This is a genomic window from Nonomuraea terrae (assembly GCF_004348995.1).
GTDB classification, from domain to species: domain Bacteria; phylum Actinomycetota; class Actinomycetes; order Streptosporangiales; family Streptosporangiaceae; genus Nonomuraea; species Nonomuraea terrae.
Genome location: NZ_SMKQ01000054.1, coordinates 13,098 through 34,917 on the forward strand (window position 1 = coordinate 13,098; position 21,820 = coordinate 34,917).

Annotated in this window: 19 protein-coding genes and 2 riboswitches; of the genes, 14 read left to right on the top strand and 5 right to left on the bottom strand. The window is 69.6% G+C overall.

What is annotated here, in order from left to right; all coding sequences use genetic code 11:
* Positions 1–54: 54 nt before the first annotated feature.
* Positions 55–828: a DoxX family protein gene (locus E1286_RS19365; RefSeq protein ID WP_132614438.1), complete on the top strand. Its 774-nt coding sequence runs from the start codon at positions 55–57 to the stop codon at positions 826–828.
* A gap of 552 nt (positions 829–1,380) precedes the next feature.
* Here E1286_RS19365 and E1286_RS19370 read toward each other — a convergent pair.
* Positions 1,381–2,583: an aminotransferase class V-fold PLP-dependent enzyme gene (locus tag E1286_RS19370; protein ID WP_132614498.1), complete on the bottom strand. Its 1,203-nt coding sequence runs from the start codon at positions 2,581–2,583 to the stop codon at positions 1,381–1,383.
* 325 nt (positions 2,584–2,908) lie between these two features.
* Positions 2,909–3,024: riboswitch (SAM riboswitch) on the bottom strand.
* 145 nt (positions 3,025–3,169) lie between these two features.
* Between E1286_RS19370 and E1286_RS19375 the strand changes: the two genes are divergently transcribed.
* Both E1286_RS19375 and E1286_RS19380 read left to right on the top strand, forming a co-directional pair.
* Positions 3,170–3,931: a TerC family protein gene (locus E1286_RS19375; protein ID WP_132614440.1), complete on the top strand. Its 762-nt coding sequence runs from the start codon at positions 3,170–3,172 to the stop codon at positions 3,929–3,931.
* Positions 3,931–5,118: a cytochrome P450 gene (locus E1286_RS19380; RefSeq protein WP_132614442.1), complete on the top strand. Its 1,188-nt coding sequence runs from the start codon at positions 3,931–3,933 to the stop codon at positions 5,116–5,118. Before E1286_RS19375 ends, E1286_RS19380 begins: the two co-directional genes overlap by 1 nt.
* Here E1286_RS19380 and E1286_RS19385 read toward each other — a convergent pair.
* Positions 5,102–6,064 (bottom strand): SAM-dependent methyltransferase, encoded by a 963-nt coding sequence (locus E1286_RS19385; RefSeq protein ID WP_132614444.1) that lies wholly within the window; start codon positions 6,062–6,064, stop codon positions 5,102–5,104. The genes E1286_RS19380 and E1286_RS19385 overlap by 17 nt on opposite strands.
* A 193-nt stretch (positions 6,065–6,257) precedes the next feature.
* Here E1286_RS19385 and E1286_RS19390 point away from each other — a divergent pair, with 193 nt between their 5' ends.
* The 5 genes from E1286_RS19390 (at position 6,258) to E1286_RS19410 (ending at position 11,982) form a co-directional block, all read left to right on the top strand.
* Positions 6,258–6,491 (top strand): chaplin, encoded by a 234-nt coding sequence (locus tag E1286_RS19390; RefSeq protein ID WP_132614446.1) that lies wholly within the window; start codon positions 6,258–6,260, stop codon positions 6,489–6,491.
* Positions 6,492–6,838: 347 nt separating this feature from the next.
* Positions 6,839–7,729, top strand: a complete 891-nt coding sequence (locus E1286_RS19395; RefSeq protein ID WP_132614448.1) for a Rossmann-like and DUF2520 domain-containing protein — start codon at positions 6,839–6,841, stop codon at positions 7,727–7,729.
* A 21-nt stretch (positions 7,730–7,750) separates the two neighbouring features.
* Positions 7,751–8,587: a pantoate--beta-alanine ligase gene (gene panC / locus E1286_RS19400; protein WP_132614450.1), complete on the top strand. Its 837-nt coding sequence runs from the start codon at positions 7,751–7,753 to the stop codon at positions 8,585–8,587.
* A gap of 83 nt (positions 8,588–8,670) precedes the next feature.
* The gene (locus E1286_RS19405) at positions 8,671–11,196 is read left to right on the top strand and encodes an L-aspartate oxidase (RefSeq protein ID WP_187368189.1); all 2,526 of its coding nucleotides are present in this window, start codon (positions 8,671–8,673) and stop codon (positions 11,194–11,196) included.
* 3 nt (positions 11,197–11,199) lie between these two features.
* Entirely contained in the window at positions 11,200–11,982 is a 783-nt protein-coding gene (locus E1286_RS19410) for a type III pantothenate kinase (RefSeq protein ID WP_132614463.1), read from the top strand.
* A gap of 44 nt (positions 11,983–12,026) precedes the next feature.
* Here E1286_RS19410 and E1286_RS19415 read toward each other — a convergent pair whose 3' ends face one another.
* A complete protein-coding gene (locus E1286_RS19415; protein ID WP_132614465.1) occupies positions 12,027–12,488 on the bottom strand; it encodes a hypothetical protein in 462 nt (153 codons plus the stop codon).
* A 159-nt stretch (positions 12,489–12,647) separates the two neighbouring features.
* Between E1286_RS19415 and lysX the strand changes: the two genes are divergently transcribed.
* The gene (gene lysX, locus E1286_RS19420; RefSeq protein ID WP_132614467.1) at positions 12,648–14,129 is read left to right on the top strand and encodes a bifunctional lysylphosphatidylglycerol synthetase/lysine--tRNA ligase LysX; all 1,482 of its coding nucleotides are present in this window, start codon (positions 12,648–12,650) and stop codon (positions 14,127–14,129) included.
* A 46-nt stretch (positions 14,130–14,175) separates the two neighbouring features.
* Here the strand turns inward: lysX and E1286_RS19425 are convergent, their stop codons facing one another.
* Positions 14,176–15,243, bottom strand: a complete 1,068-nt coding sequence (locus tag E1286_RS19425; protein ID WP_246074984.1) for a cytochrome P450 — start codon at positions 15,241–15,243, stop codon at positions 14,176–14,178.
* Positions 15,244–15,509: 266 nt separating this feature from the next.
* Between E1286_RS19425 and E1286_RS19430 the strand changes: the two genes are divergently transcribed.
* Positions 15,510–15,722: a LuxR C-terminal-related transcriptional regulator gene (locus E1286_RS19430; protein WP_132614469.1), complete on the top strand. Its 213-nt coding sequence runs from the start codon at positions 15,510–15,512 to the stop codon at positions 15,720–15,722.
* Between the two features lie 6 nt (positions 15,723–15,728).
* Here the strand turns inward: E1286_RS19430 and E1286_RS19435 are convergent, their stop codons facing one another.
* Positions 15,729–16,682: a C40 family peptidase gene (locus E1286_RS19435; RefSeq protein ID WP_246074985.1), complete on the bottom strand. Its 954-nt coding sequence runs from the start codon at positions 16,680–16,682 to the stop codon at positions 15,729–15,731.
* 84 nt (positions 16,683–16,766) lie between these two features.
* Positions 16,767–16,919, bottom strand: a riboswitch (cyclic di-AMP (ydaO/yuaA leader).
* Positions 16,920–17,197: 278 nt separating this feature from the next.
* Here E1286_RS19435 and E1286_RS19440 point away from each other — a divergent pair.
* From E1286_RS19440 to E1286_RS19455, 4 genes are all read left to right on the top strand, one after another.
* Positions 17,198–17,767 (top strand): amino-acid N-acetyltransferase, encoded by a 570-nt coding sequence (locus E1286_RS19440; RefSeq protein ID WP_132614473.1) that lies wholly within the window; start codon positions 17,198–17,200, stop codon positions 17,765–17,767.
* Between the two features lie 85 nt (positions 17,768–17,852).
* Positions 17,853–19,415, top strand: a complete 1,563-nt coding sequence (locus E1286_RS19445) for an RDD family protein (protein WP_132614475.1) — start codon at positions 17,853–17,855, stop codon at positions 19,413–19,415.
* A gap of 111 nt (positions 19,416–19,526) precedes the next feature.
* Positions 19,527–20,012: an RDD family protein gene (locus tag E1286_RS19450; RefSeq protein WP_132614477.1), complete on the top strand. Its 486-nt coding sequence runs from the start codon at positions 19,527–19,529 to the stop codon at positions 20,010–20,012.
* A 511-nt stretch (positions 20,013–20,523) separates the two neighbouring features.
* The gene (locus E1286_RS19455) at positions 20,524–20,856 is read left to right on the top strand and encodes a histone-like nucleoid-structuring protein Lsr2 (RefSeq protein ID WP_132614479.1); all 333 of its coding nucleotides are present in this window, start codon (positions 20,524–20,526) and stop codon (positions 20,854–20,856) included.
* Positions 20,857–21,820: the final 964 nt, after the last annotated feature.

Sequence of the window (21,820 nt, forward strand, 5' to 3'; positions counted from 1 at the left end):
GCATTCCGAAGCCGGACACGGGGAGGAATACCGGGAACGGGGGGAGATAGCACCATGAAGAGAGTTGTGTTTGACATAGCCGCGTTCATCGCGCGGATTGCCACTGGCGTGATCTTCGTGGCCCACGGCTGGCAGAAATGGCAGGGCGGACACAGAGCCACGGCTCAAGGTTTTGCGGAAATGGGGATTCCGATGCCTGACCTGGCCGCCGGGTACGCGATGGCGGTCGAGACGATCGGTGGCGTCCTGTTGATCGTTGGTCTGCTGGTGCGGCCGGTGGCGCTGCTGTTGCTGCTCAACATGCTCGGCGCGATCGTGTTCGCGCACTGGGAACGCGGTGTCCTGGTCTCCGAAGGCGGATGGGAGCTGGCGGGGGCGCTGGGGGCGCTCTGCCTGCTCTTCCTGGCGCTGGGCGGTGGACGGCTGGGCCTGGACGGCATTTTCCACTCGATGTTCCGCAGGCGTTCGGAACGCCAGGAGATGGAACGCGAACTGGCCGCGCACACCCCAAGCCGCACCAGAACCGACGCCGACACCGACATAGACACCACGGACACCACCGGCACCACCGGCACCACCGGCGACACGACGACCGACGACACAATGCCGGGCGGCACGGCGGCGGGCCCGGTCGGCAGCCCGGAGGCCGGCCAGACCGGTGGCCGCACCACGCCAACGGAACCGAAGGACCGAACCGACCGACCAAAGGTCCCGCACCAGCCATCAGAGCGAGGCGCGGGCAGCAAATTGAGCGACGAGGACATGCGAGACATCGACGCCCTCATCGCCGACGAACCACCCCAACACCGCAAACCACCAAACCGCTGACGCACCCTCTCCGGGCGGTGATTCCGCCAACGGCGCCCACAGCCGTGCTGCCGTGCCGCCAGCGCCGCCCTGCCGCCCTGCCGTGCTGTCGTGCCGCCAGCGGCGCCCTGCCGCCGTGCTGTCGTGCCGCCGGTCGTCGTGTCGCCGCGGCGTGCGGGCGCGCTGCCTCTGCCCGGGGGGCCGCTGTGCCGGGTCGGCTCGGTCGCGTGCTGGGTGGAAGGGCGTTGGCACACCAGACACGCGGGCCTCTCCGCCGTACATCGGCAGGGCTGGCGATCCAGCGTTCCTACCGGGATCCTGGCCCGACGGCACCTCGTCGAACGCGCGAGCACTGTAGGCGTGCCCGATCAGTCGTGCGTGGTCGTGCGTGGTCGGGCGTGCCTGACCAGCCCTGCGCCGACCAGCCCTGCGCCGACCAGCCCTGCCCGACCACGACGGAGATGCGCTCGTGGTCGAGGAGGGTGGGGCGGTTCGGGGCGCGTGCGGTGGCTCTCGGCCGGCTACCGGAGGTCGTCGGCCGAGCGTGGCGGATGGTGACCCGATGAGGTCGGGTCAGGGGGTGGTCAGGGCGTGGAGGGCGTTGAGGAGGCGGTCCACGTGTTCGTCGGTGGTGCCGATGCCGATGGAGGCGCGTACGGCTGAGGCTGTGTCGTCTTCGCAGCCGCCGTCGGCCTTGCCCAGGAGATGCTGGAGGAAGGGGTGGGCGCAGAATTTGCCGTCGCGGACGCCGATGCCGTACTCGCTGGACAGGATTTCCGCCACCTCGCGGGCCGTGTGGCCGGCGACGGTGAACGAGACGATTCCCACTCGGGGGTGGTCGTCGCCCCATAGGGACAGCTCGTGTACGCCCTTGATCGCGGCGAGGCCCGACCGCAGGCGTGCGATCAGGCGTTCTTCCTCGCGGACGAGTGGGGTCCAGTCGGTGGCGGTCAGGGCGTCACAGGCGGCGGCCAGGGCGATGGCGCCCAGTACGTTCGGGGTGCCGGCCTCGTGGCGGGGCTCCGGGTCGTCGTGCCACTCGGTGGTGTCGCCCACCGAGCGCACCGCGCCTCCGCCCTTCAGGTACGGCTCTCCGCCGGCCAGCCAGTCGCGTCGACCGATCAGCACGCCGGCGCCGAACGGGGCGTAGAGCTTGTGCCCCGAGAAGGCCACGTAGTCGAGGTCGAGCGCGGTGAGGTTGAGCCGCCGGTGCGGCACGTACTGGGCGGCGTCCACGAGGATCCGGGCCCCGTGGCGGTGCGCGATGTGCGCCAGGGCGGCGATGGGCCACAGCTCGCCGGTGACGTTGGAGGCCGCGGTGACGACGAGCAGCTTCGGCCCGTCGATGGCGGCCAGCGCCTCGTCGGCCGCGCGTACGGCCTCGCCGGGGAACGCCGGCGGCGCCAGCCGTACGGACGTCTTCCAGGGGAGCAGGGAGGCGTGGTGCTCGGTGTCGAAGACCACCGCGGTGGTGCCTTCGGGCAGGCAGCCGGCCAGCAGGTTCGTGGCGTCGGTGGTGTTGCGGGTGAAGATGACGGCGTCGTCGGGACGGGCTCCGGCGAAGGCCCGTACGGTGTGGCGGGCCTGCTCGTAGCGGGCGGTGGTGAGCTGCGAGGCGTAGCCGGCGCCGCGGTGGACGCTGGAGTAGGCCGGGAGCGCGGCCGCGACGGCGGCGCTGACCGGCTCCAGACAGGGGGCGCTGGCGGCGTAGTCGAGGTTGGCGTACCCGACGAGCCTGCCGCCCTTCACCGGCACCTGGAGGTCGGCGCCGAGCACGGCGGGGACAGGACGTTCCGCCTCGGCGGCCTGCGAGAGGCCGGCAAGCGACGGGCCGAGCGCCGACTGGCCGGTCGGCGATGCGCCGGTCTGCGCCGCGCCCGTCTTCGACGAGCCGGGCTGCGACTGGCCTGGCTGTGACTGGCCGAGCTGTGGCTGGCCGGGCTGAGACTTGCCCGGCTGTGACTGGCCGGGCTGCGATGAACCGGGCTTCGACGGGCCCGTTTGCGATGGGGACGTCTGGGTGGGAACGGAGCTGAAGATCGTCAGGGTCGACACGGCATGCCTCCTGCAAGGGTCGTCGGACCCCTGGGAGCAACCACGGAGCCCGCGCTTGCCCGCCACACCCCGTGGCGGACCAGGTCTTCACCCGGGGCACCCCGCCGCGGACGCGAGGGTTGCCGGCCAGCTAGCCGGGGCTTGTCGCTGGCACTCATGACCTACGCCGGGGACTATACCAAGGACAAACCGCTCATCGCACCGCCCCCCATCCGACACCTTGCCAGCAATCGCAAGCGCGAACTTATGCCACGCCCGGCTCGTTGCTACCGGAAACCGTCAGCTACTAGTCAATGGAGGTGCGCCGATGTTGGATTGGGTGACCGACCCGCAGATCTGGATCGGCTTCTTCACCCTCGTCGCCCTGGAGATCGTGCTGGGGATCGACAACATCATCTTCATCTCCATCCTCGCGGGGAAGCTGCCGCCCGAACAACGGGAGCGGGCACGTGTGCTGGGCCTGGCCGCCGCGCTGATCAGCCGGCTGCTCCTGCTGCTCGGCCTGTCGTGGGTGGTCCAGTTAACGGAGCCGCTCTTTGCCGTCCTCGGGCATGAAATTTCCGGACGTGACCTGATTCTGCTGGTCGGCGGCCTGTTCCTGCTGGCCAAGAGCGTCACCGAGATCAGCCACACGATGGACGTGGCGCACAGCGAGGACGGCAAGCAGGCCGCCGCGGTCTCGTTCACGTCGGTGATCGTGCAGATCATGCTGCTGGACATCGTCTTCTCGCTCGACTCGGTCATCACCGCGGTCGGCATGGTGGAGGAGATCGGCGTCATGATCGCGGCTGTGGTGGTCTCCGTGCTGGTGATGCTCTTCGCCTCCGGCCCGATCAGCCGGTTCGTCGACCAGCACCCGAGCATCAAGATGCTGGCGCTGGCGTTCCTGGTGCTCATCGGCGTCGTGCTCGTCGCCGAGGGGCTCGACCAGCACATCCCCAAGGGTTACATCTACTTCGCGATGGCGTTCTCGGTCGTCGTGGAGCTGCTCAACATCCGGATGCGCAGCAGGCAGCGCAAGAAGGTCGCGACCTCGGCGGAGGGAGATACCGCTTCTAAGATGCAATAGTGGGCTTTGATCCTTGGAATCCGGATTTCGTGGCGTACCCGTACCGGATCTATGACGAGTTGAGGCGCGAGGCGCCCGTCAGCTACTTCGAGCCGACGGGCCAGTGGCTCGTCGCGCGGCACGCGGACGTCAACGCGCTGCTGCGCGACCGCCGCCTCGGCCGGTCGTACCTGCACGTGGCCACGCACGAGGAGTTCGGCAGGCCGCCGGAGCCGGAGTTCCAGGAGCCGTTCTGGCGGGTGATCAGGGCGGGCATGCTCGACGTCGAGCCGCCGGTGCACACCAGACTGCGCCGGCTGGTCTCGAAGGCGTTCACCCCGCGCATGGTCGAGTCACTGCGTCCCCAGGTCCGGGCCATCGCCCGGAGCCTGGTGGACGCGTACGTCGACAAGGGCGACCTGATCGCCGAGGTCGCCGAGCCCCTCCCGGTGACGGTCATCGCCGAGATGCTCGGCATCCCCGAGGCCGACCGCCACCTGCTCCGCCCCTGGTCAGCCGATATCTGCGGCATGTACGAGCTCAACCCCGCCCCGCAGGCCCAGCACACGGCGGTACGCGCGGCGACGGAGTTCGCCGACTACCTCAAGGCCCTGGCCGCAGATCGCCGCCGCGTCCCGGGCGACGACCTCGTCAGCGCGCTCACCCAGATCGACGAGCTGACCGAGGACGAGCTGGTCGGCACCTGCGTGCTGCTGCTCAACGCCGGCCACGAGGCCACCGTGAACGTCACGGGCAACGGCTGGTGGGCGTTGTTCAGGAACCCCGCCGAGCTGGCCCGGCTGCGCGAGGACCGCTCCCTGCTGCCCACGGCGATCGAGGAGCTGATGCGCTGGGACACGCCGCTGCAGATGTTCGAGCGCTGGGTGCTGGAGGACATCGAGGTGCACGGCGTGCGCATCCCGCGCGGCACGGAGGTGGCGCTGCTGTTCGGATCGGCCAACCGCGACCCGGCGGTCTTCCCCGACCCCGACCGGCTCGACGTGGGCCGGGTGGACAACCCACACATCTCGTTCGGCGCGGGCATCCACTTCTGCCTGGGGGCGCCGCTGGCCCGCATCGAGCTCATGGAGTCGTTCGGCGCGCTGCTGGACCGGGCGGCCACGCTGGAGCTGCGCGCGGAGCCGTCGTGGAAGCCGGGCTACGTCATCCGCGGTCTGGAGGCGCTGGAGCTCAGCGCCGCTGGCTGAGCCAGCCGAAGCCGCCGAGCCCGGCCGGGTCGATCAGCTCGGCCTCCTCCGACGCCCTGGCCAGGGCTCGGAGGTAGCCGCTCGGATCGGTGCGGGCCAGCTCCAGCGGCGGGCGGGCGCCCGTGACGCCCAGCGCCCGCAGCGCCTCGCGCTGTGTGGACAAGGTTGTGGATATCGCGCCGGCCCGCCGCCCGGCCTCGGCGCACGCGTCGAGCGCGACGTGGGCGGTGATGTCGCAGCTCCCGTCGGGTACGGGCGGGACGACCGCGCCGTCGCGGTATCCGGTCAGCGTGCCGCGGAGGGGACGGTTGTCCACAGGGTGTGCATAATCGACGGCCACCGCCCTGCCCCTGGTGAGGCGGGCGACGACCGAGGCCCACGCCTCGTCGCGGTGGCGGCCGATCTCGGCCCGCGCCCCCACGCAGGGCAGCGGCCACCACCGTTCGAGCCAGGCGAGGTCGGCCCGGCGCAGCGGGCCGTCGGCCCGCTCTTCGCCCGTGCGTACGTCGACCATGACCAGCCGTGGCCCGTCCGGGGTCTGCTCCACCACGTCGAGCGGCACGTTGTCGAGCCACTCGTTGGCGACGGCGAGCCCGGTGATCTGGGCGGGCAGGCTGCGCGACCACCGGACGCGGTCCGGCAGGCCGGGCGGGCGCGGCGACACGTCGACGGCGGTGACACGGAGCCGGTCGCGCAGCGCGGGGCCGGCGGCGGCCAGCACCTGGGTGACCAGCGCGCCCTCGCCGGCGCCGATGTCGACCAGGTCGAGCCCGGCGGGGTGGCCGAGCTCCGCGTCCACTTCCGACAGCAGCCTCAGGACCGCCTCGGCGAAGACCGCCGACGCGCTGACCGAGGTGCGGAAGTGGCCTGACGGGCGTTCGCGGAGGTAGAAGCCCTTCTCGCCGTACAGCGCGCGTTCCGTCGCGGCGCGCCAGGTGAGCCACATGCCCTGGACTATCTCATGACTCGCCGATGGTACGCAGAGTAATTTCGTGACTACTCAACGTGGCGCCCTTGCGCTAGCCTTTACTCGTTGTCACTGAGTGAATGCGCTTCGTCATCAGAATCGAATGGCGGAGGGGGTTCGCTCGAGCAAGCACCCCCCGCGGCCACGTCCGCGCAACCGAAAGGAGCCCCTCATGCTGAAGAAGGTCCTGGTCCTCACCGGAGCCGTCGCCGCGATGACGCTGGCCGCCCCCGCCGCGCACGCCGACATCACCAGCGGCAAGGGCGGCATCATCTCCGGCAACCAAGTCCGCGTCCCGATCAACGCCCCGGTCAACGTCTGCGGCAACGGCGTCGCGGTCTTCGGCTTCGCGGTCGCCGGCTGCAAGGGCGGCGCGGGGGTCCACGGGTACAAGCGTCACTGGTAGAAGAAAGAGCCCGGGCCGGCGCAGGCCGGTCCGGGCTCCTCTCCCGGCTGGTCAGTCGGCGGTTGGCCAGCCGGCGCACCTCCAAGAGGTCGCATCCGATGCGGGCGTCGGGTCCCAAACGGACTCGGCGCCCGCCGCCATGCGATGAACCCCTCTCCTCATCTCTTCCGACAGGGGGTGCACGATTTGTATGCCCTTGTCGCTTTTGTCGATAACTCAACCGGCAGCAAAGCCCCAGTCACGGTGGCATGCCCCCTCGCCGAGGGCCGGTGGGCGTGGCTTACCGTGGGCAACACAACAGGCCGTTACGCATGGCGATGCCATCGGGTCGACAGGGGTGAGACGTCATGGACGCAGGTGATCGGCCGGCACGGCTGACTGTCGGCGTGCTGGGGGCGGGCAAGGTCGGATCGGCCCTGGGAGCCGCGCTCGCGCAGGCGGGCCACCGCGTGGTGGCCGCGAGCGGCGTGTCGGATGACTCCCAGCGGTGGATGGCCGAGCGGCTCGGGGTCAAGCCGTCCCCGCCCGACGAGGTGGTCTCCGCTGCCCAGCTCGTGCTGCTGACCGTGCCCGACGACGTGCTGCCGTCGCTGGTCAGCGGGCTGGCCGCCACCGGGGCCGACCTCCGGGGCAAGATGCTGGTGCACACGAGCGGGGCGCACGGGCTGTCGGTGCTCGACCCGGCGGCGGCCGCGGGCGCGCTGCCGTTCGCGCTGCACCCGGTGATGACGTTCACGGGCCGCGACGACGACCTCAACAAACTGACCGGCATCTCCTACGGCGTGACCGCGCCGGAGGCGGTGCGCCCGGTGGCCGAGGCGTTGGTGATCGAGATGGGCGGCGAGCCGGTCTGGATCGCCGACGCCGATCGCCCGCTCTACCACGCGGCCCTGGCCGGGGCGTCCAATCACATGGTCACGCTCATCGCCGAGTCGTCCGACCTGCTGCGGCGCATCGGCGTCGAGCATCCCGGCCGGATGCTCGGCCCGCTGCTCGGCGCCGCGCTCGACAACGTGCTGCGGCTCGGCATCGCGGGGCTGACCGGCCCGGTCGTGCGCGGCGACGCCGGCACGGTGCGTAAACACGTCGACGCGCTGATCCTGGCGGCGCCCGAGGCGGCCGACGCCTACGTCGCGCTGGCCAGGCTCACGGCCGACCGCGCGCTGGCCGCCGGGCTGCTCAAACCGGAGGAGGCGGAGCGGCTGCTCGACGCGCTGGGGGGCAATATATGGACCTGACCGTCGCGTGAAAGGGCAACCATGGATCTGATCGTCGCCAGGAACCGGGCAGACCTCGTCGCGGCCCGCCGCGAGGGAACGGTGGCACTGGTGCCGACCATGGGCGCGCTGCACGAGGGGCACCGTTCGCTGATCAGGCAGGCTCGGGTGCGCTCGGATCAGGTCGTGGTCAGCGTCTTCGTCAATCCCCTCCAGTTCGGGCCTAACGAGGATTTTTCACGCTATCCCCGTACGTTCGATGATGATCTGGACGTGTGCCGGGCCGAGGGCGTCGACGTGGTGTTCCATCCGTCCGTCGAGGACATGTATCCGCCCGGCCGGCAGGTGGGTGTGTCCGCCGGCGAGATGGGCCGGGTCGTCGAGGGCGCCTCCCGGCCGGGCCACTTCGACGGCATGCTCACGGTGGTGCTCAAGCTGTTCAACCTCGTCCGCCCCGACCTCGCGGTCTTCGGCCAGAAGGACGCCCAGCAGCTCGCTCTCATCCGCCGCATGGTCGCCGACCTCGACGTGCCGGTCGAGGTCCTGGGCGGCCCGACCGTGCGTGAGCCCGACGGCCTGGCGCTGTCCAGCCGCAACCGCTACCTGTCCGACGACGACCGGAAGGTGGCGCTGGCCCTCTCGCGGGCCCTGCGCGCCGGCGCGGCCCAGCTGACCCCCGACAAGATCCGTACGGCCGCGCACGAGGTGCTCGCCCAGGCCGGCCCGAAGCTGGAGCTCGACTACCTGGCGCTGGTCGACCCGGCCACGTTCACCGAGGTGAACGAGGCGTACCACGGCATGGCCGTGCTCGCGGTGGCCGCCAGGGTGGGCTCCACGCGGCTGATCGACAACGTCACCGTCACGTTGAACCCCGCCTGATCGACCGCACCCCGGGGCATGCGCACGATGCGCCTGGCGTTATCGTCATGTTGACGAAATCGCCTCAGATGAGGAGAGCCCCCATGAGTGCACCGGCGATTCCCCTGCGGCTGACCGCTCCCGCCCCCGGCTGGACCGTCGAGGTGGACGTGGTCGTCGTGGGCTCGGGCATCGCGGGCCTGACCGTGGCCCTGCGGTACGCCGAGCTGGACCCGGCGGCCAAGGTCCTGGTCGTGACCAAGGACGTGCTGTCGTCCGGCTCCACCCGCTGGGCCCAGGGCGGCATCGCGGCAGTGCTCGACCCGCGCGACACGCCGGAGGAGCACCTGAACGACACGCTGCTCGCCGGGGTCGGGCTGTGCGACGTACGGGCCGTGCGCACGCTGGTGACCGAGGGGCCGGGGGCGCTGCGCAGGCTCATGGCCCGCGGCGCCCGGTTCGACCGCACGGCCGACGGGGAGCTCCAGCTCACGCGGGAGGGCGGGCACCGGCGGCGCCGGATCGTGCACGCCGGCGGCGACGCCACGGGCGCCGAGGTGCAGCGGGCGCTCGCCGAGGCCGTACGCGCCGCCTGCGTCGAGGTGATCGAGCACGCCCTGGTGCTCGACCTGCTGAAGGACGCCCGTGGCCGGGCCAGAGGCGTGACCCTGCACGTCATGGGCGAGGGCGAGCGCGACGGAGTGGGCGCGGTGCACGCCAGGGCGGTGGTGCTGGCCACCGGCGGCATGGGCCAGGTGTACGCGGCGACCACCAACCCCGCGGTCTCCACCGGCGACGGCGTGGCGCTCGCGCTGCGGGCCGGGGCGGCGGTGCGCGACCTGGAGTTCGTCCAGTTCCACCCGACCGTGCTCTGGCTCGGCGAGGGCTCGACCGGCCAGCAGCCGCTGATCTCGGAGGCGGTCAGGGGCGAGGGGGCGTTCCTGGTCGACCACGAGGGCGAGCGGTTCATGGCGGGCGTGCACGAACTGGCGGACCTGGCGCCGCGTGACGTCGTGGCCAAGGCGATCATGCGCAGGATGCGCGAGACCGGCCGCGACCACATGTTCCTCGACGGCCGCCACTTCGGCCGCGACAAGTGGAAGTCGCGCTTCCCGACGATCTACGCGGTCTGCCGGGAGCACGGCGTGGATCCCACCGCCGACCTCGTCCCCGTGGCCCCGGCGGCCCACTACGCCAGCGGCGGCGTCCGCACGGACCTGCGGGGCCGTACCTCGATCGAGGGTCTGTACGCGTGCGGCGAGGTGGCCTGCACGGGCGTGCACGGCGCCAACCGGCTGGCCTCGAACTCCCTGCTGGAAGGGCTGGTCTTCGCCGAGCGCATCGCCGAGGACATCCACGCCGTACGCCCCGCGCCCGGCGAACCCGTTTCCGGCGGTGCCGCGTCCGGGCTGGTGGACCCACGGGTCAGGCCGCGCGTCCAGGCCCACATGAGCACCGGGGCCGGCGTGCTGCGCAGCCGCGAGTCGCTGGTCGCCACCGCAAGGGCGCTGCGCGACGCCCGCTGGACGCCGGTCGAGGTGCCGCCGTGCACCGAGTCGTGGGAGACGACGAACCTGCTCACCGTCGCCACCGTGCTGACCGGCGCGGCGGCGGCCAGGCTGGAGACCCGCGGCTCCCACTGGCGTGAGGACCACGACACCCGCGACGACAACGAATGGCTGGGCCACCTGGACGTGACCCTGAACGAGGAAGGGCTGGGCATGACGTACACACCGCATGGGGACGCGATGCCGTCACGGCTGGCGCAGGAGCTGACCTCGGCCGGGCTCGACCCGGCCGAGGTGGACGCGCTGATCGATCGCGCGCTGGCCGAGGACCTCCAGGAGGAGGGCGACGTGACGAGCCTGGCCACCATCCCGGCCGAGCAGCGTGCCGCGGCTGACGTGGTGGCCCGCAAGGACGGCGTGGTGGCCGGGCTGGCGGTGGCCGAGGCGGTGTTCGTCCGGCTGGGGGCCGCGCGCGCCGAGCGCCGCGCCAAGGACGGCGAGCGCGTACGGGCCGGCGACGTGCTCATGACCGTCGAGGGGCCGGTGCGCGCCCTGCTGACCGCCGAGCGTACGGCGCTGAACCTGCTCACCCATCTGTCCGGGGTGGCCACGCTGACCGCGAGGTGGGTCGAGGCGATCAGCGGCACGGGCGCCCGCGTCCGCGACAGCCGCAAGACCCTGCCCGGCCTGCGCGCGCTGGAGAAGTACGCCGTACGCTGCGGCGGCGGCGTCAACCACCGCATGTCGCTGTCCGACGCCGCCCTGATCAAGGACAACCACGTGGTGGCCGCGGGCGGCGTGGCCGAGGCGTTCCGGCTGGTCAGGGAGCGCTACCCCGAGCTGCCGATCGAGGTGGAGATCGACCGGCTCGACCAGCTCGAACCGGTGCTGGACGAGGGCGCCGAGCTGGTGCTGCTGGACAACTTCACGGTTGAGGACACAGCCAGAGCGGTGACTCTCGTGAGAACCCGAGCGGAAAACAGGGTTGCGCTTGAGGCAAGTGGGGGATTGACCTTGGAATCGGCCCGTGATGTGGCGGAAACTGGCGTCGACTACCTTGCGGTGGGAGCGCTGACGCATTCGGCGGCGGCCCTCGACATCGCTCTGGATCTGCGGGGGTAATGGATGCTGCTCACGATCGATGTCGGCAACACGCACACGGTGCTGGGGCTCTTCGAGGGTGAGGAGGTCATCGAGCACTGGCGGCTGGCGACCGACGCCCGCCGCACCGCCGACGAGATCGCGGTCGTGCTCCAGGGTCTGCTGACGCAGTCCCCCCTGCTCAAGGGCGCCGACGTCGACGGCATCGCCATTTGCTCCACCGTGCCGAGCGTGCTGAACGAGATGCGTGAGATGTGCCGCCGTTACTACGGCGACGTGCAGGCGGTGATCGTGGAGCCGGGCATCCGCACCGGCGTGCCCGTGCGCATGGACAACCCCAAAGAGGTCGGCAGCGACCGCATCGTGAACGCCCTGGCCGCCATCGACCAGTACGGCGGCCCCTGCGTCATCGTCGACTTCGGCACCGCGACCTCGTTCGACGCGGTGTCGGCCAAGGGCGAATACGTCGGCGCGGTCACCGCCCCCGGCATCGAGATCTCGGTGGACGCCCTCGCCGCCGCGGGAGCGCAGCTGCACAAGGTCGAGCTGGTCAGGCCCCGCTCCGTGATCGCGAAGAACACCGTCGAGGCGCTGCAGGCCGGCATCATCTACGGCTTCGCGGGCCAGGTCGACGGCATCGTCGAGCGCATGGTCGCCGAGCTCGCCGACGACCCCGACGAGGTGACCGTGGTCGCGACCGGCGGTCACGCGGGGCTGGTCGTGGGCGAGTCGCGCTCGATCGACGTGCACGAGCCGTGGCTGACGCTCATCGGGCTGCGGCTGGTCTACCACCGCAACACCGCCTGACGGCCCCGCCTCTCCGGGAGAGGCGGGGCCGCTCGTCTCGGATGTCATCGCGTGCTGAGGTACTCCCAGCGCCCGCAGTTCGTCGGGAAGCCGCCGCGCGGCCCGACCTGGCAGACCTGCACCCGCAGGCTGCGGACGTCGTCCTCGCGGAAGGAGATCCGCTCGGAGCCGGGGAAGCCGCAGTACCTGTCGGTGTAGACGGTGTTCCAGTGGCGGTGGAAGTCGTTGGCCTGGAACGAGACGTACGCGCACTTGCCGCCCTCTTCGTACGAGCGGCGGTCGAGGTCCTGGAGGCGGCCGCTGACGGTGACCTCGTTGGACCGGCCCCTGCGGTCCCAGTCGACGAACACCCGGCCCTCGGCCTTGGCCAGGAAGCGCTGAGCGTAGACGGGGCCGAAGGACTCGGAGCGGTCGTACGACGCGGCGCTGGCGGCTGCCGGGAGCGAGAGGGCCACAGCGGTGGTGGCGGCGACGGCGAAGAACCCGGTCGCGATCTTCTTGTACATCGTGTCTCCCCGAGCTCCCCATGCGGGCCGGCTCCCTGCCGGCTCTCCCCTGAGCTCGTGGGATATTGGTATGCCAGGTCTCTTGCAGCGATCCTGCACGCACCATGCAGCTAACCGACGAGTCCTTGCAGTTCGCCATATCCCCTACCCTTTGATGTTGTGAGCGACGAACTTCCCGAGCAGATGCGCATCCGGAGGGAGAAGCTCGACCGCCTTCGTCACGAGGGCGTCGACCCTTACCCGGTGACCTTCCCCCGTACGGCGACCAACGCCGAGGTCAGGGAGAAATACCAGGGCCTGGAGCCCGACTTCGCCACCGGCGACACGGTGGGCGTCGCGGGGCGCGTCATGCTCAACCGCGTGGGCGGCAAGCTGTGCTTCGCCACGCTCCGCGACGGCGGCGCCGACCTCCAGGTCATGATCTCGCTCGACAAGGTGGGCGAGGAGTCGCTGGCCTCCTGGAAGCGCGACGTCGACCTGGGCGACCACGTGGGCGTCACCGGCGAGGTCATCACCTCGCGCCGCGGCGAGCTGTCCATCCTGGCCGACAGCTGGCAGATCACCGCCAAGTGCCTGCGCCCGCTGCCGGAGAAGCACGTCGGGCTCACCGACCCCGAGGCGCGGGTGCGCCAGCGCTACGTCGACCTCATCGTCAACGACGAGTCGAGGAAGATGGCCCGGCTGCGCAGCGACACCGTGCGCGCCGTACGCGACTTCTGGCATGAAGAGGGCTACCTCGAGGTCGAGACGCCGATGCTGCAGCCGATCCACGGTGGCGCCTCGGCCCGGCCGTTCAAGACCCACATCAACGCCTACGACATGGAGCTCTACCTCCGCATCGCGATCGAGCTCTATCTGAAGCGGCTCGTGGTGGGCGGCATCGAGAAGGTCTTCGAGATCAACCGCAACTTCCGCAACGAAGGCGCCGACTCGACGCACAACCCCGAGTTCACCATGCTCGAGGCGTACGGCACCTACCTCGACTACAACGACATGGCCGACCTGACGCAGCGGATGTACCAGAAGGCCGTCGTGGCGGCCCTGGGCACCACGGTCGTCGTCCACGACGGCGTCGAGGTCGACCTCGGCATCGCCGAGTGGCCGCGCATCACGCTCTACGGCGCGGTGTCGCAGGCCGTCGGCGAGGAGATCACCACCTCCACCACGCTGGAGGAGCTGCGCAAGATCGCCGACAGCCGTGAGATCAACTGGGACCCGAAGTGGGGCTCGGGCAAGCTCGTGCAGGAGCTGTTCGAGGCGCTGGTGGAGCACACGCTCGTGCAGCCCACGTTCGTCATGGACTACCCGCTGGAGACCTCGCCGCTGACCCGGCAGCACCGCGACAACCCGCTGCTCACCGAGAAGTGGGACCTCATCGGCTTCGGCACCGAGCTCGGCACCGCCTACTCCGAGCTGGTCGACCCGATCGAGCAGCGCCGCCGTCTGACCGAGCAGTCGCTGCTGGCCGCCGGCGGCGACCTGGAGGCCATGCAGCTCGACGAGGACTTCCTGCAGGCCCTCGAATACGCGATGCCGCCGACGGGCGGCATGGGCGCCGGCATCGACCGCATGATCATGGCCTTCACCGGCAAGAACATCCGCGAGACCATCCTCTTCCCGCTGGTCAAGCCGACCCACTGAGCACGCGTCAGCACGAGGCGGCCGCGCACCCCCGCGGCCGCCTCTGCTAACGCCTGAGCCGTACGTGCAGCCTGGCCAGGCCGCGCAGCACGAGATTCCCCTTGTACGGCGGCTCAGGCTCGGCCAGGTCCAGGTCCGGCGCCGCCGTCGCGAGGGCCGACAGCGCGATCTCGCCCTCCATGCGGGCCAGCGTCGCGCCCAGGCAGAAGTGGATGCCGAGGCCGAAGGCCAGGTGGCGGCCCGGGTCGCGGGTCACGTCGAAGCGGTCGGGGTCGGAGAAGACCGCCGGGTCGCGGTTGGCCGCGCCGATCAGCGCCATCACCCGCGTGCCCGCGGGCACCGGTACGCCGCCCAGCTCCATGTCCTGCAGCGCCTGGCGGGCGGTGAGCTGCACCGGCGGGTCGTACCTCAGCACCTCCTCGACCACCTGCTTGGGATGCTCGGCGGCGTGCTTCAGCAGCCCGTGGCGGGTCAGGTTGAGCACGCCGTTCGCGATGAGGTTGACGGTCGTCTCGTGACCGGCCACGAGCAGCAGCACGCAGGTCGCCAGCAGCTCGCCCTCGGTCAGCTCGCTCACCTGGGTCAGGGCGCTCAGCAGGTCGTCGCCGGGGCGCTCGCGTCTGATCGCGATGAGCTCGCGGAAGTAGTCGCGGAACTCCTGCGCCGCCCGCCCGCTCTCCGCCGCGAGGTCGTCCGTCAGGATCGGGTCGAGGCCGCGGGCAAGGCTCTCGCTCCAGCCGCGGAAGCGCAGGTGGTCCTCCGGCGGCACGCCGAGCATCTCGCTGATCACCATGACCGGCAGCGGGTACGCCAGGCCCGACACGAGGTCGGCCTCCTTCGGCAGCGAGCTCACCAGGTCGGTGGTGATCGCCTCGATGCGCGGGCGGAGCCGTTCCAGCATGCGCGGGGTGAAGGCGCGGCTGACCAGGCCGCGGAGCCTCGTGTGGTCGGGCGGGTCCATCCACAGGAACGACTGGGCGGGCTCACCTGTGGCCCTCATCGGGCCTGAGCCGCGGCCGAAACGGGGATCGCGCAGCAGAACGGTGCAGAGCTCGTGCGTGGTGGCGATGAGCAGGCCGGCACGCGTACGGAAGAGAGGGCCGTGTTCGCTCATCTCCCGATATCGGACATATGGATCACGGAGAAATTCCGGATCGAACGGATCGAAACCCAGGACGTCCGCGGGAGTGGCGGGAGGGGTGTTGACGTCGTTCATCGCGGACCGATAAGTGCCGACATATCGCGAGTAGGTCACATATATCGGGTCATGTCAATGGCGATCGTCACGCATGGTGATTGTTATGCTTGACCACCTTTCTACGATGCGTTTACCGTCTGCGGGATCGATTTCGGCCCGCGGCTGTTGGGGGAGGGCTCCCGATGGATGTGCTCACGGAAGGCATCGAGCTGAGCGAGGCGGATCTCGCTCTGCTGGCGGAGCTGGCCAAGGGGGTCACCGTCGACCGGGTGGGCAGGCGGCTCGACATCAGCGGCCGCACCGTACGCCGGCGGCTGCGCGCCATCTGCGACCGCATCGGCGTGGCCACGGCGATCGAGGCCGTGGCCTGGGCGGCCCGCCGTCAGCTCATCTGAGCCTGCTCAGTCCGCGATGCGTACGGCCCCCGCGTACGGCCGGCCCTCGATCGCGGCGATGCGGACGACGTCACCGGTTCGCGGCGCGTGCACCATCATGCCGCCGCCGAGGTAGATGCCGACGTGGTGCAGGTCGTTGTAGAAGAACACCAGGTCACCGGCGCGCAGCTCAGAGCGGTCGATGTGCCTGCCGGACGTCCACTGGCTGCCGGTGTAGTGCGGCAGTGCGATGCCCACCTGCCGGTAGGCCGCCATCACCAGCCCGGAGCAGTCGTACGAGCTAGGCCCCTCGGCGCCCCACACGTACGGCTTGAGCTGCTGCGTCAGCGCCCAGCGCGCGGCGGCGGCGGCCTTGCCGTCGCCCGGGACCGGCAGGTTGACGCGGGTGGCCCGGGTGCCGGGCCGGCCGGCCTCGCCGAGCGCCCGCTGGAAGAGGTTGCTTTCGATCTTGGTGACCAGTTTGGTGATCTTGTCGCGCTTGGTGTCGATGTCGGAGACCAGCTTCTCGACCTCTTCGATGCGCGTCTTGGCGCCGGCCCGTGCCCGCTCGGCCGCGTCCATGGCCTTGAGGAGCTGGGTGACCTCCTCGCCCTGTTGCTGCTCCAGCGCGTACGTGGTGGCGGCCTGGTCGAGGAACTTCTCGGGGTCCTCGGCGGAGGTGAAGGTCAGGGCCCGGCTCAGGCCGCCGGTGATGTAGGCGTTCTGGGCCAGGGCGACGGCCTTGGCGCGCTTGGCGGCGAGATCGGCCTCGCTGGTGGCCAGCGTCTTCTGCGCGGCCTCGGCGGCCTTGCGCGCGGTCTTGAGCTTCTCGCGCTGGCCGTTGTACTGCTCGGCCAGCGTCTCGATATCGGTGTGCATCTTCTCGACCTGGTCGGCCAGGTCCTGGAGGGAAGGCTTGGGGTCGGCGGAGGCCGAACCGACCGGGACGGCGAGCAGCGTCGCGGCGACTGTGAGACTCACCACACCGAGAAGGCGTGATCTCCGCCCGCGTACGGACGGACGGGCGTGTCTGCCTTGGCGCTCGCGCAAGCGCTTCACCAACCAAGCTCCTCTCGTGGACGCCTACCGGGTTAGCTGACGGGTTCGGGCCGGAGCAGCCCTACCGAGCGACCTCGGATTCACCCCTTGTGGTGGCGTTCTGGGGAGGCCACCGGCGGGTCCCCGGCTCCCCTTGCGGGGATTGGGCGTGTCTCCCGCGTGTGGGGACACACGGGGAACATCGTCGCTGGACACTAATGCACTCCGGGTTCGTGCTCAACCGGAACTGCCGACTTCGTAGGCCTTCCACAGCTGGGGAGTCGCGAGGTGAAGGCGTGTACTCCCGTGCACAACGGGCATTTTGCCCTGATTGTCACGCTTCGGTGCCCGACGATTGGGGTCCGGGCGCGTGTCCACCTGGCCACAAGATGTAACAAGATGGGGCGGGACATGGGAGTTAAGGCTGAGCCGTAATGACATCTGTACGCTGGAGAGCCATGGAGCAGGTGGCCGAACCGACGTTGTCCGAGACCGCGGTGGTGGTGCGGCGCGCCCGTACCCCCGACGTGCGGACGATCAGGCGCCTCGTCGACACCTACGCGGGCGCGGGGCCGCGGCTCCTGGAGAAGGCCACGGTGACGCTGTACGAGGACGTACAGGAGTTCTGGGTGGCCGAGCGGGGCGGGCAGGTCGTCGGATGCGGCGCGCTCCACGTGCTGTGGGAGGACCTCGCCGAGGTCCGCACCGTCGCCGTGGACCCCGTGTGCCGGGGCATGGGCATCGGCCACCGCATCGTCTCGGCGCTGATACAGCAGGCGAAGGATCTGGGGTTGAGGCGTGTATTCTGTCTGACTTTTGAGGTCGACTTCTTCGCCAGACACGGCTTTCGCCGGATACAGGGCACGCCGGTCTCACCCGAGGTGTACGCCGAACTCCTGGCCTCGTACGACGAGGGTGTGGCGGAGTTCCTCGATCTGGAGCACGTGAAGCCGAACACCCTGGACAACACCCGCATGCTGCTGCATCTCACATCGGGTGACGCGGGCGCTGACCACATGGAAAGGTGATTGTTGATACCTATGTCGATACGTTGGGCAGCACAGGCATGTGTCCTGACACGTGCCACATGCGCACTTGAAGCGAGGTGACACGGTGAGCACCGGACAGCCGCCGTATCCGCAGAACGAATCCGGCGAAAATTCTGCGCCCGGCCCCTACGGGCAGCAGAACCCGGGCCGCCATCCTGGCGAGCCCGACCCGGACGCGACTGTGGTCGGCTACCGGGTGGACGATGCCTACGGGCAGCAACCCCCCTACGGACAGCAAGGCTACGGCCAGCCCCAGCAGGGCCAGCCCCCCTATGGCCAGCAACCCCAGTACGGCCAGCAGCCCGACTACGGCCAGCAGCCGCAGGCCCAGCCCGACTACGGCCAGCAGGGCTATGGTCAACAGGGCTACGGCCAGCAGGCCCAGCCTGACTACGGGCAACAGCAGGGCTACGGCCAGCAGGCCCAGCCTGACTACGGGCAACAGCAGGGCTACGGCCAGCAGGCCCAGCCTGACTACGGGCAACAGCAGGGCTACGGCCAGCCCGAATACGGGCAGCCCGATTACGGCCAGCAGGGCTACGGCCAGCAGGCTCACGCCCAGCAGCCCCAGTACGGGCAGCAGCCGCAGGCCCAGCCCGGCTACGGGCAGCAGCAGTACGGCCAGCAGCCGCAGTCGCAACCCGATTACGGGCAGCAGCAGTACGGCCAGCAGCCGCAGTCGCAACCCGACTACGGGCAGCAGCAGTACGGCCAGCCCGACTACGGCCAGCAGGCCCAGCAGGGTCAGCAGGGTTACGGTCAGCAGCCGCAGTCCGGCCAGCAGCCCCAGTACGGGCAGCAGCCCGACTACGGCCAGAGCTACGGCCAGCAGCAGCAGTCGCAACCGGGCTTCGCCCAGCCGCAGTACGGCCAGCAGTCGCAGTCGCAGCCCGACTACGGCCAGCAGGGCTACGGGCAGCAGGCTCACGGCCAGCAGCCCCAGTACGGGCAGCAGCCGCAGTCCCAGCCCGGCTACGGTCAGCCGCAGTACGGCCAGCCCGGCTACGACCAGCAGTACGGCCAGGGCTACGGCCAGCCGCAGCAGCCCGCGTACGGTCAGGCGCCGTACGGCCAGACGCCCTACGGGCAGCCCGGTTACGGCCCGATCGGCGTGCAGCCGCCCGGAGCCCCGGCGCCGCTGGCCGAGTGGTGGCAGCGCTGGGTGGCGCGGATCATCGACGGCATCCTGTTCGGCATCGTGCTGTTCGTCGTCATGGTCGTCATTGGCGGCATCCTGCTGGCCACCTACGACTCGACGACCGGCACCATGTCGGGTATGTCCTCGTTCGTGGTCGGCATCATCGTGGCCGTCCTCGTGACGGCCATCTACGTCGGCTACGACTTCCTCATGCACAAGATGAAGGGCCAGACGCTCGGCAAGATGGTCCTGGGCATCAAGGTCGTGCAGGTCGGCCAGCCGATGCCGGCCGGTGGCGTGCCCACCGACGCCGCGCTCAAGCGCGCTCTGGCGACCTGGGGCGCCTACATCCTGATGCTGCTGCCGTTCGGCATCATCCTGGCTCCGCTCGTGTGCGGCCTCAACGGGCTGTCCATGCTGTGGGACAAGCCGCTGCAGCAGACGCTCGCCGACAAGTTCGGCAAGACCGTCGTGGTGAAGATCAAGTAGTCTTCGCGGGAGTAAAACAGGGGGCCGGCTTCGTGCCGGCCCCTATGTTTTGTCCGGGCGACCGTACCAAAATGGGGGGATCCGAGCCGCCGATGACGCGAGGTGGGAGTTATGGCCGGCACGCCCCCAGCGGGCCCGGCGCCCGCGGAATGGTGGGAACGCCTGGCCGCCAGGCTCATTGAAGCGCTCGTCTTCGGCGTCTTCTATTACATTCTGTTCATCGCCCTGTGGGGCATCTTCCGGACTGTCGGGATGTCCGAGATGCTCGGCGGGAGACTGCCGGGTGTGTTCTCATGGGCAGCGGCCGGCGCCGCTTATGCCGGCTACGACTGGTGGGCCCATTCGCGGCGTGGGCGCACCTTCGGTAAGGCGATCATGCGGATTCGCCTGGAGCCCCGGGATCTACCGTCCCGGTCTCTGCTCAAACGGGCGCTGGTCTATCCCGCGCCTGCCATGCTGATGGGCATTCCGGTGGTGAATCTGGTGGCGGGAATGCTGCTCTTCGGCGTCGGGTTGCTCATCCTGATCGACAAGCCGCTCGAGCGGGGGCCGCACGACCGGCTGGCCGGAACACGTGTGGTGAAAGATCTTCGGTGAGACCTTCCGTACCTGCACGGATGCCTTTTCGCAAAATTTTCGCTTGATCCGGTAAGGACCCTGGAGAGACTGGCATTAGGCTATGGGGCGTCCGGCTTGCCGGATGTTGGCGCCCCTGCGCGCGCAGGGCGAGTGTGTGCCGCTATGGTCGGTTGCGGGTGGTTGTCGCCTGCTGTCATGGGGGAGCCGGGCTCTCCGTGACCCCGCTGCCAGCGCTTAAAGCGCCCCGAAACCCCGCTAGCCGTGGAGGCCGAGGACGAATGGAAGCCCTAACAGACGTATTGTCAGCGCTCATCCCCCCGGTGGTGGTGGGCGGCGCCTTCATCTTTGGCGTAGTGAAGTTGGTCCGGTCCGAGGCCCTGGGCGGCCGGCGAAACCGCGAGGATCAGCCGGAGAGCCAGAACTGATCGGCCAGTCAGCCGAATCCCGTAGCGCTGAATTGTCTCCACGCCTTTCCGGGTATATGTTTGGGCAGGCGAATGAAACAATGCTCCGCGAAAGGATTGCGTAGATGGCCAAGCAGATCCAGGAGATTCTCATCGATGACCTCGATGGGGGCGAGGCCAATGAGACGGTCAGCTTCGCTATTGACGGCTCCTCCTATGAGATTGACCTCAGCGACCTAAACGCGAAGAAGCTGAGGGACGCGCTCACGCCTTTCGTGCAGCATGCGCGCAGGGCGGGCACCGTATCCACGCGCCGGCGTGGCCGCGGCGGCAGTCGCGCGATGACCCGGGAGAAGAGCTCCGAGATCAGGCAGTGGGCCAAGAATCACGGCCTGCAGGTCAGCGAGCGCGGCCGTATCGCCTCCACCATCGTGGAGAAGTACGAGCAGGCTCACTAAGGAGTCGGTCGGTCGACCATGCGCTTATGATGCTCGCCTCGGACCCCGGCGACCGCCATAAGCGCATGATCCTTCCCTTGGCGTTCCAGATTTCGGGACGTCTGGGGATGACGATCTCAAGACCCACCCGTATGCGGGCGTTTTGGGCGGGTGTTCCGGCGTCAGCGCCGATTCACCGGCCAGGCCCTCGCATATGCGAGGTGTCGTGCCCTGTGCGTTCGAATGCCGCGCATTCACGTACGCATGGGGGCCTCACCCCGGGCCACCCAATGTCCCTCGCCGACGACATTGGCGCGCCGCAGGCGGGTGCCGCGCCCACTGGAACGGGCCATCGCGGAAAACACCTGCGCGGTTAACCCCCTGCGGCGATCTTCAGGCGTTGTGGCGCTTAACCCGCGATCCGTACGCACCCCGGCGAAAACCGGGCGCGGATGTCGCGGCATAACCTGAGTACGCCTCATAACAATGCCGCTTCCCCGGCGTGCGGTGCGCAATGGTTCGATTGGTAACCAGCGGCAACGGCAGGACAGTAGCGAAACTCCTGACCCATGGGGACAGCTGTCTCATCATGCGGACGGATTCGGTAACCGGGCTGACCGGATGGCACATTAAGAGAGCCCGGCGTACACGGCAATGCGGCGCCGCGATGTGCGGTGCGTCGCGTGTTGTGCTCAGGGCGTAGCGAGACCGCTTGGCCATCCTTTGCGACCCGACATAGGATGATTGCGTAACAGATACGGGCGCGGCATCTGAGATGCGCGGGGCAGGTGTCCCCACGCCGGCCTCGCAGCAGGCGTCCGGTGGATGATCCGTGTGGATCGGTGTGGATCTGTGTACGCCGCGGGCGGCAATTCGGTGCTGCTTCCGCGAAGTGTCCTAAACATCGTTCGCTTGCGGCGTATCGGGAACACGTCACCCCCGAACAGTAGTTGGATGGAGGGTGAACGCCCTGCTCTCGGGGAAC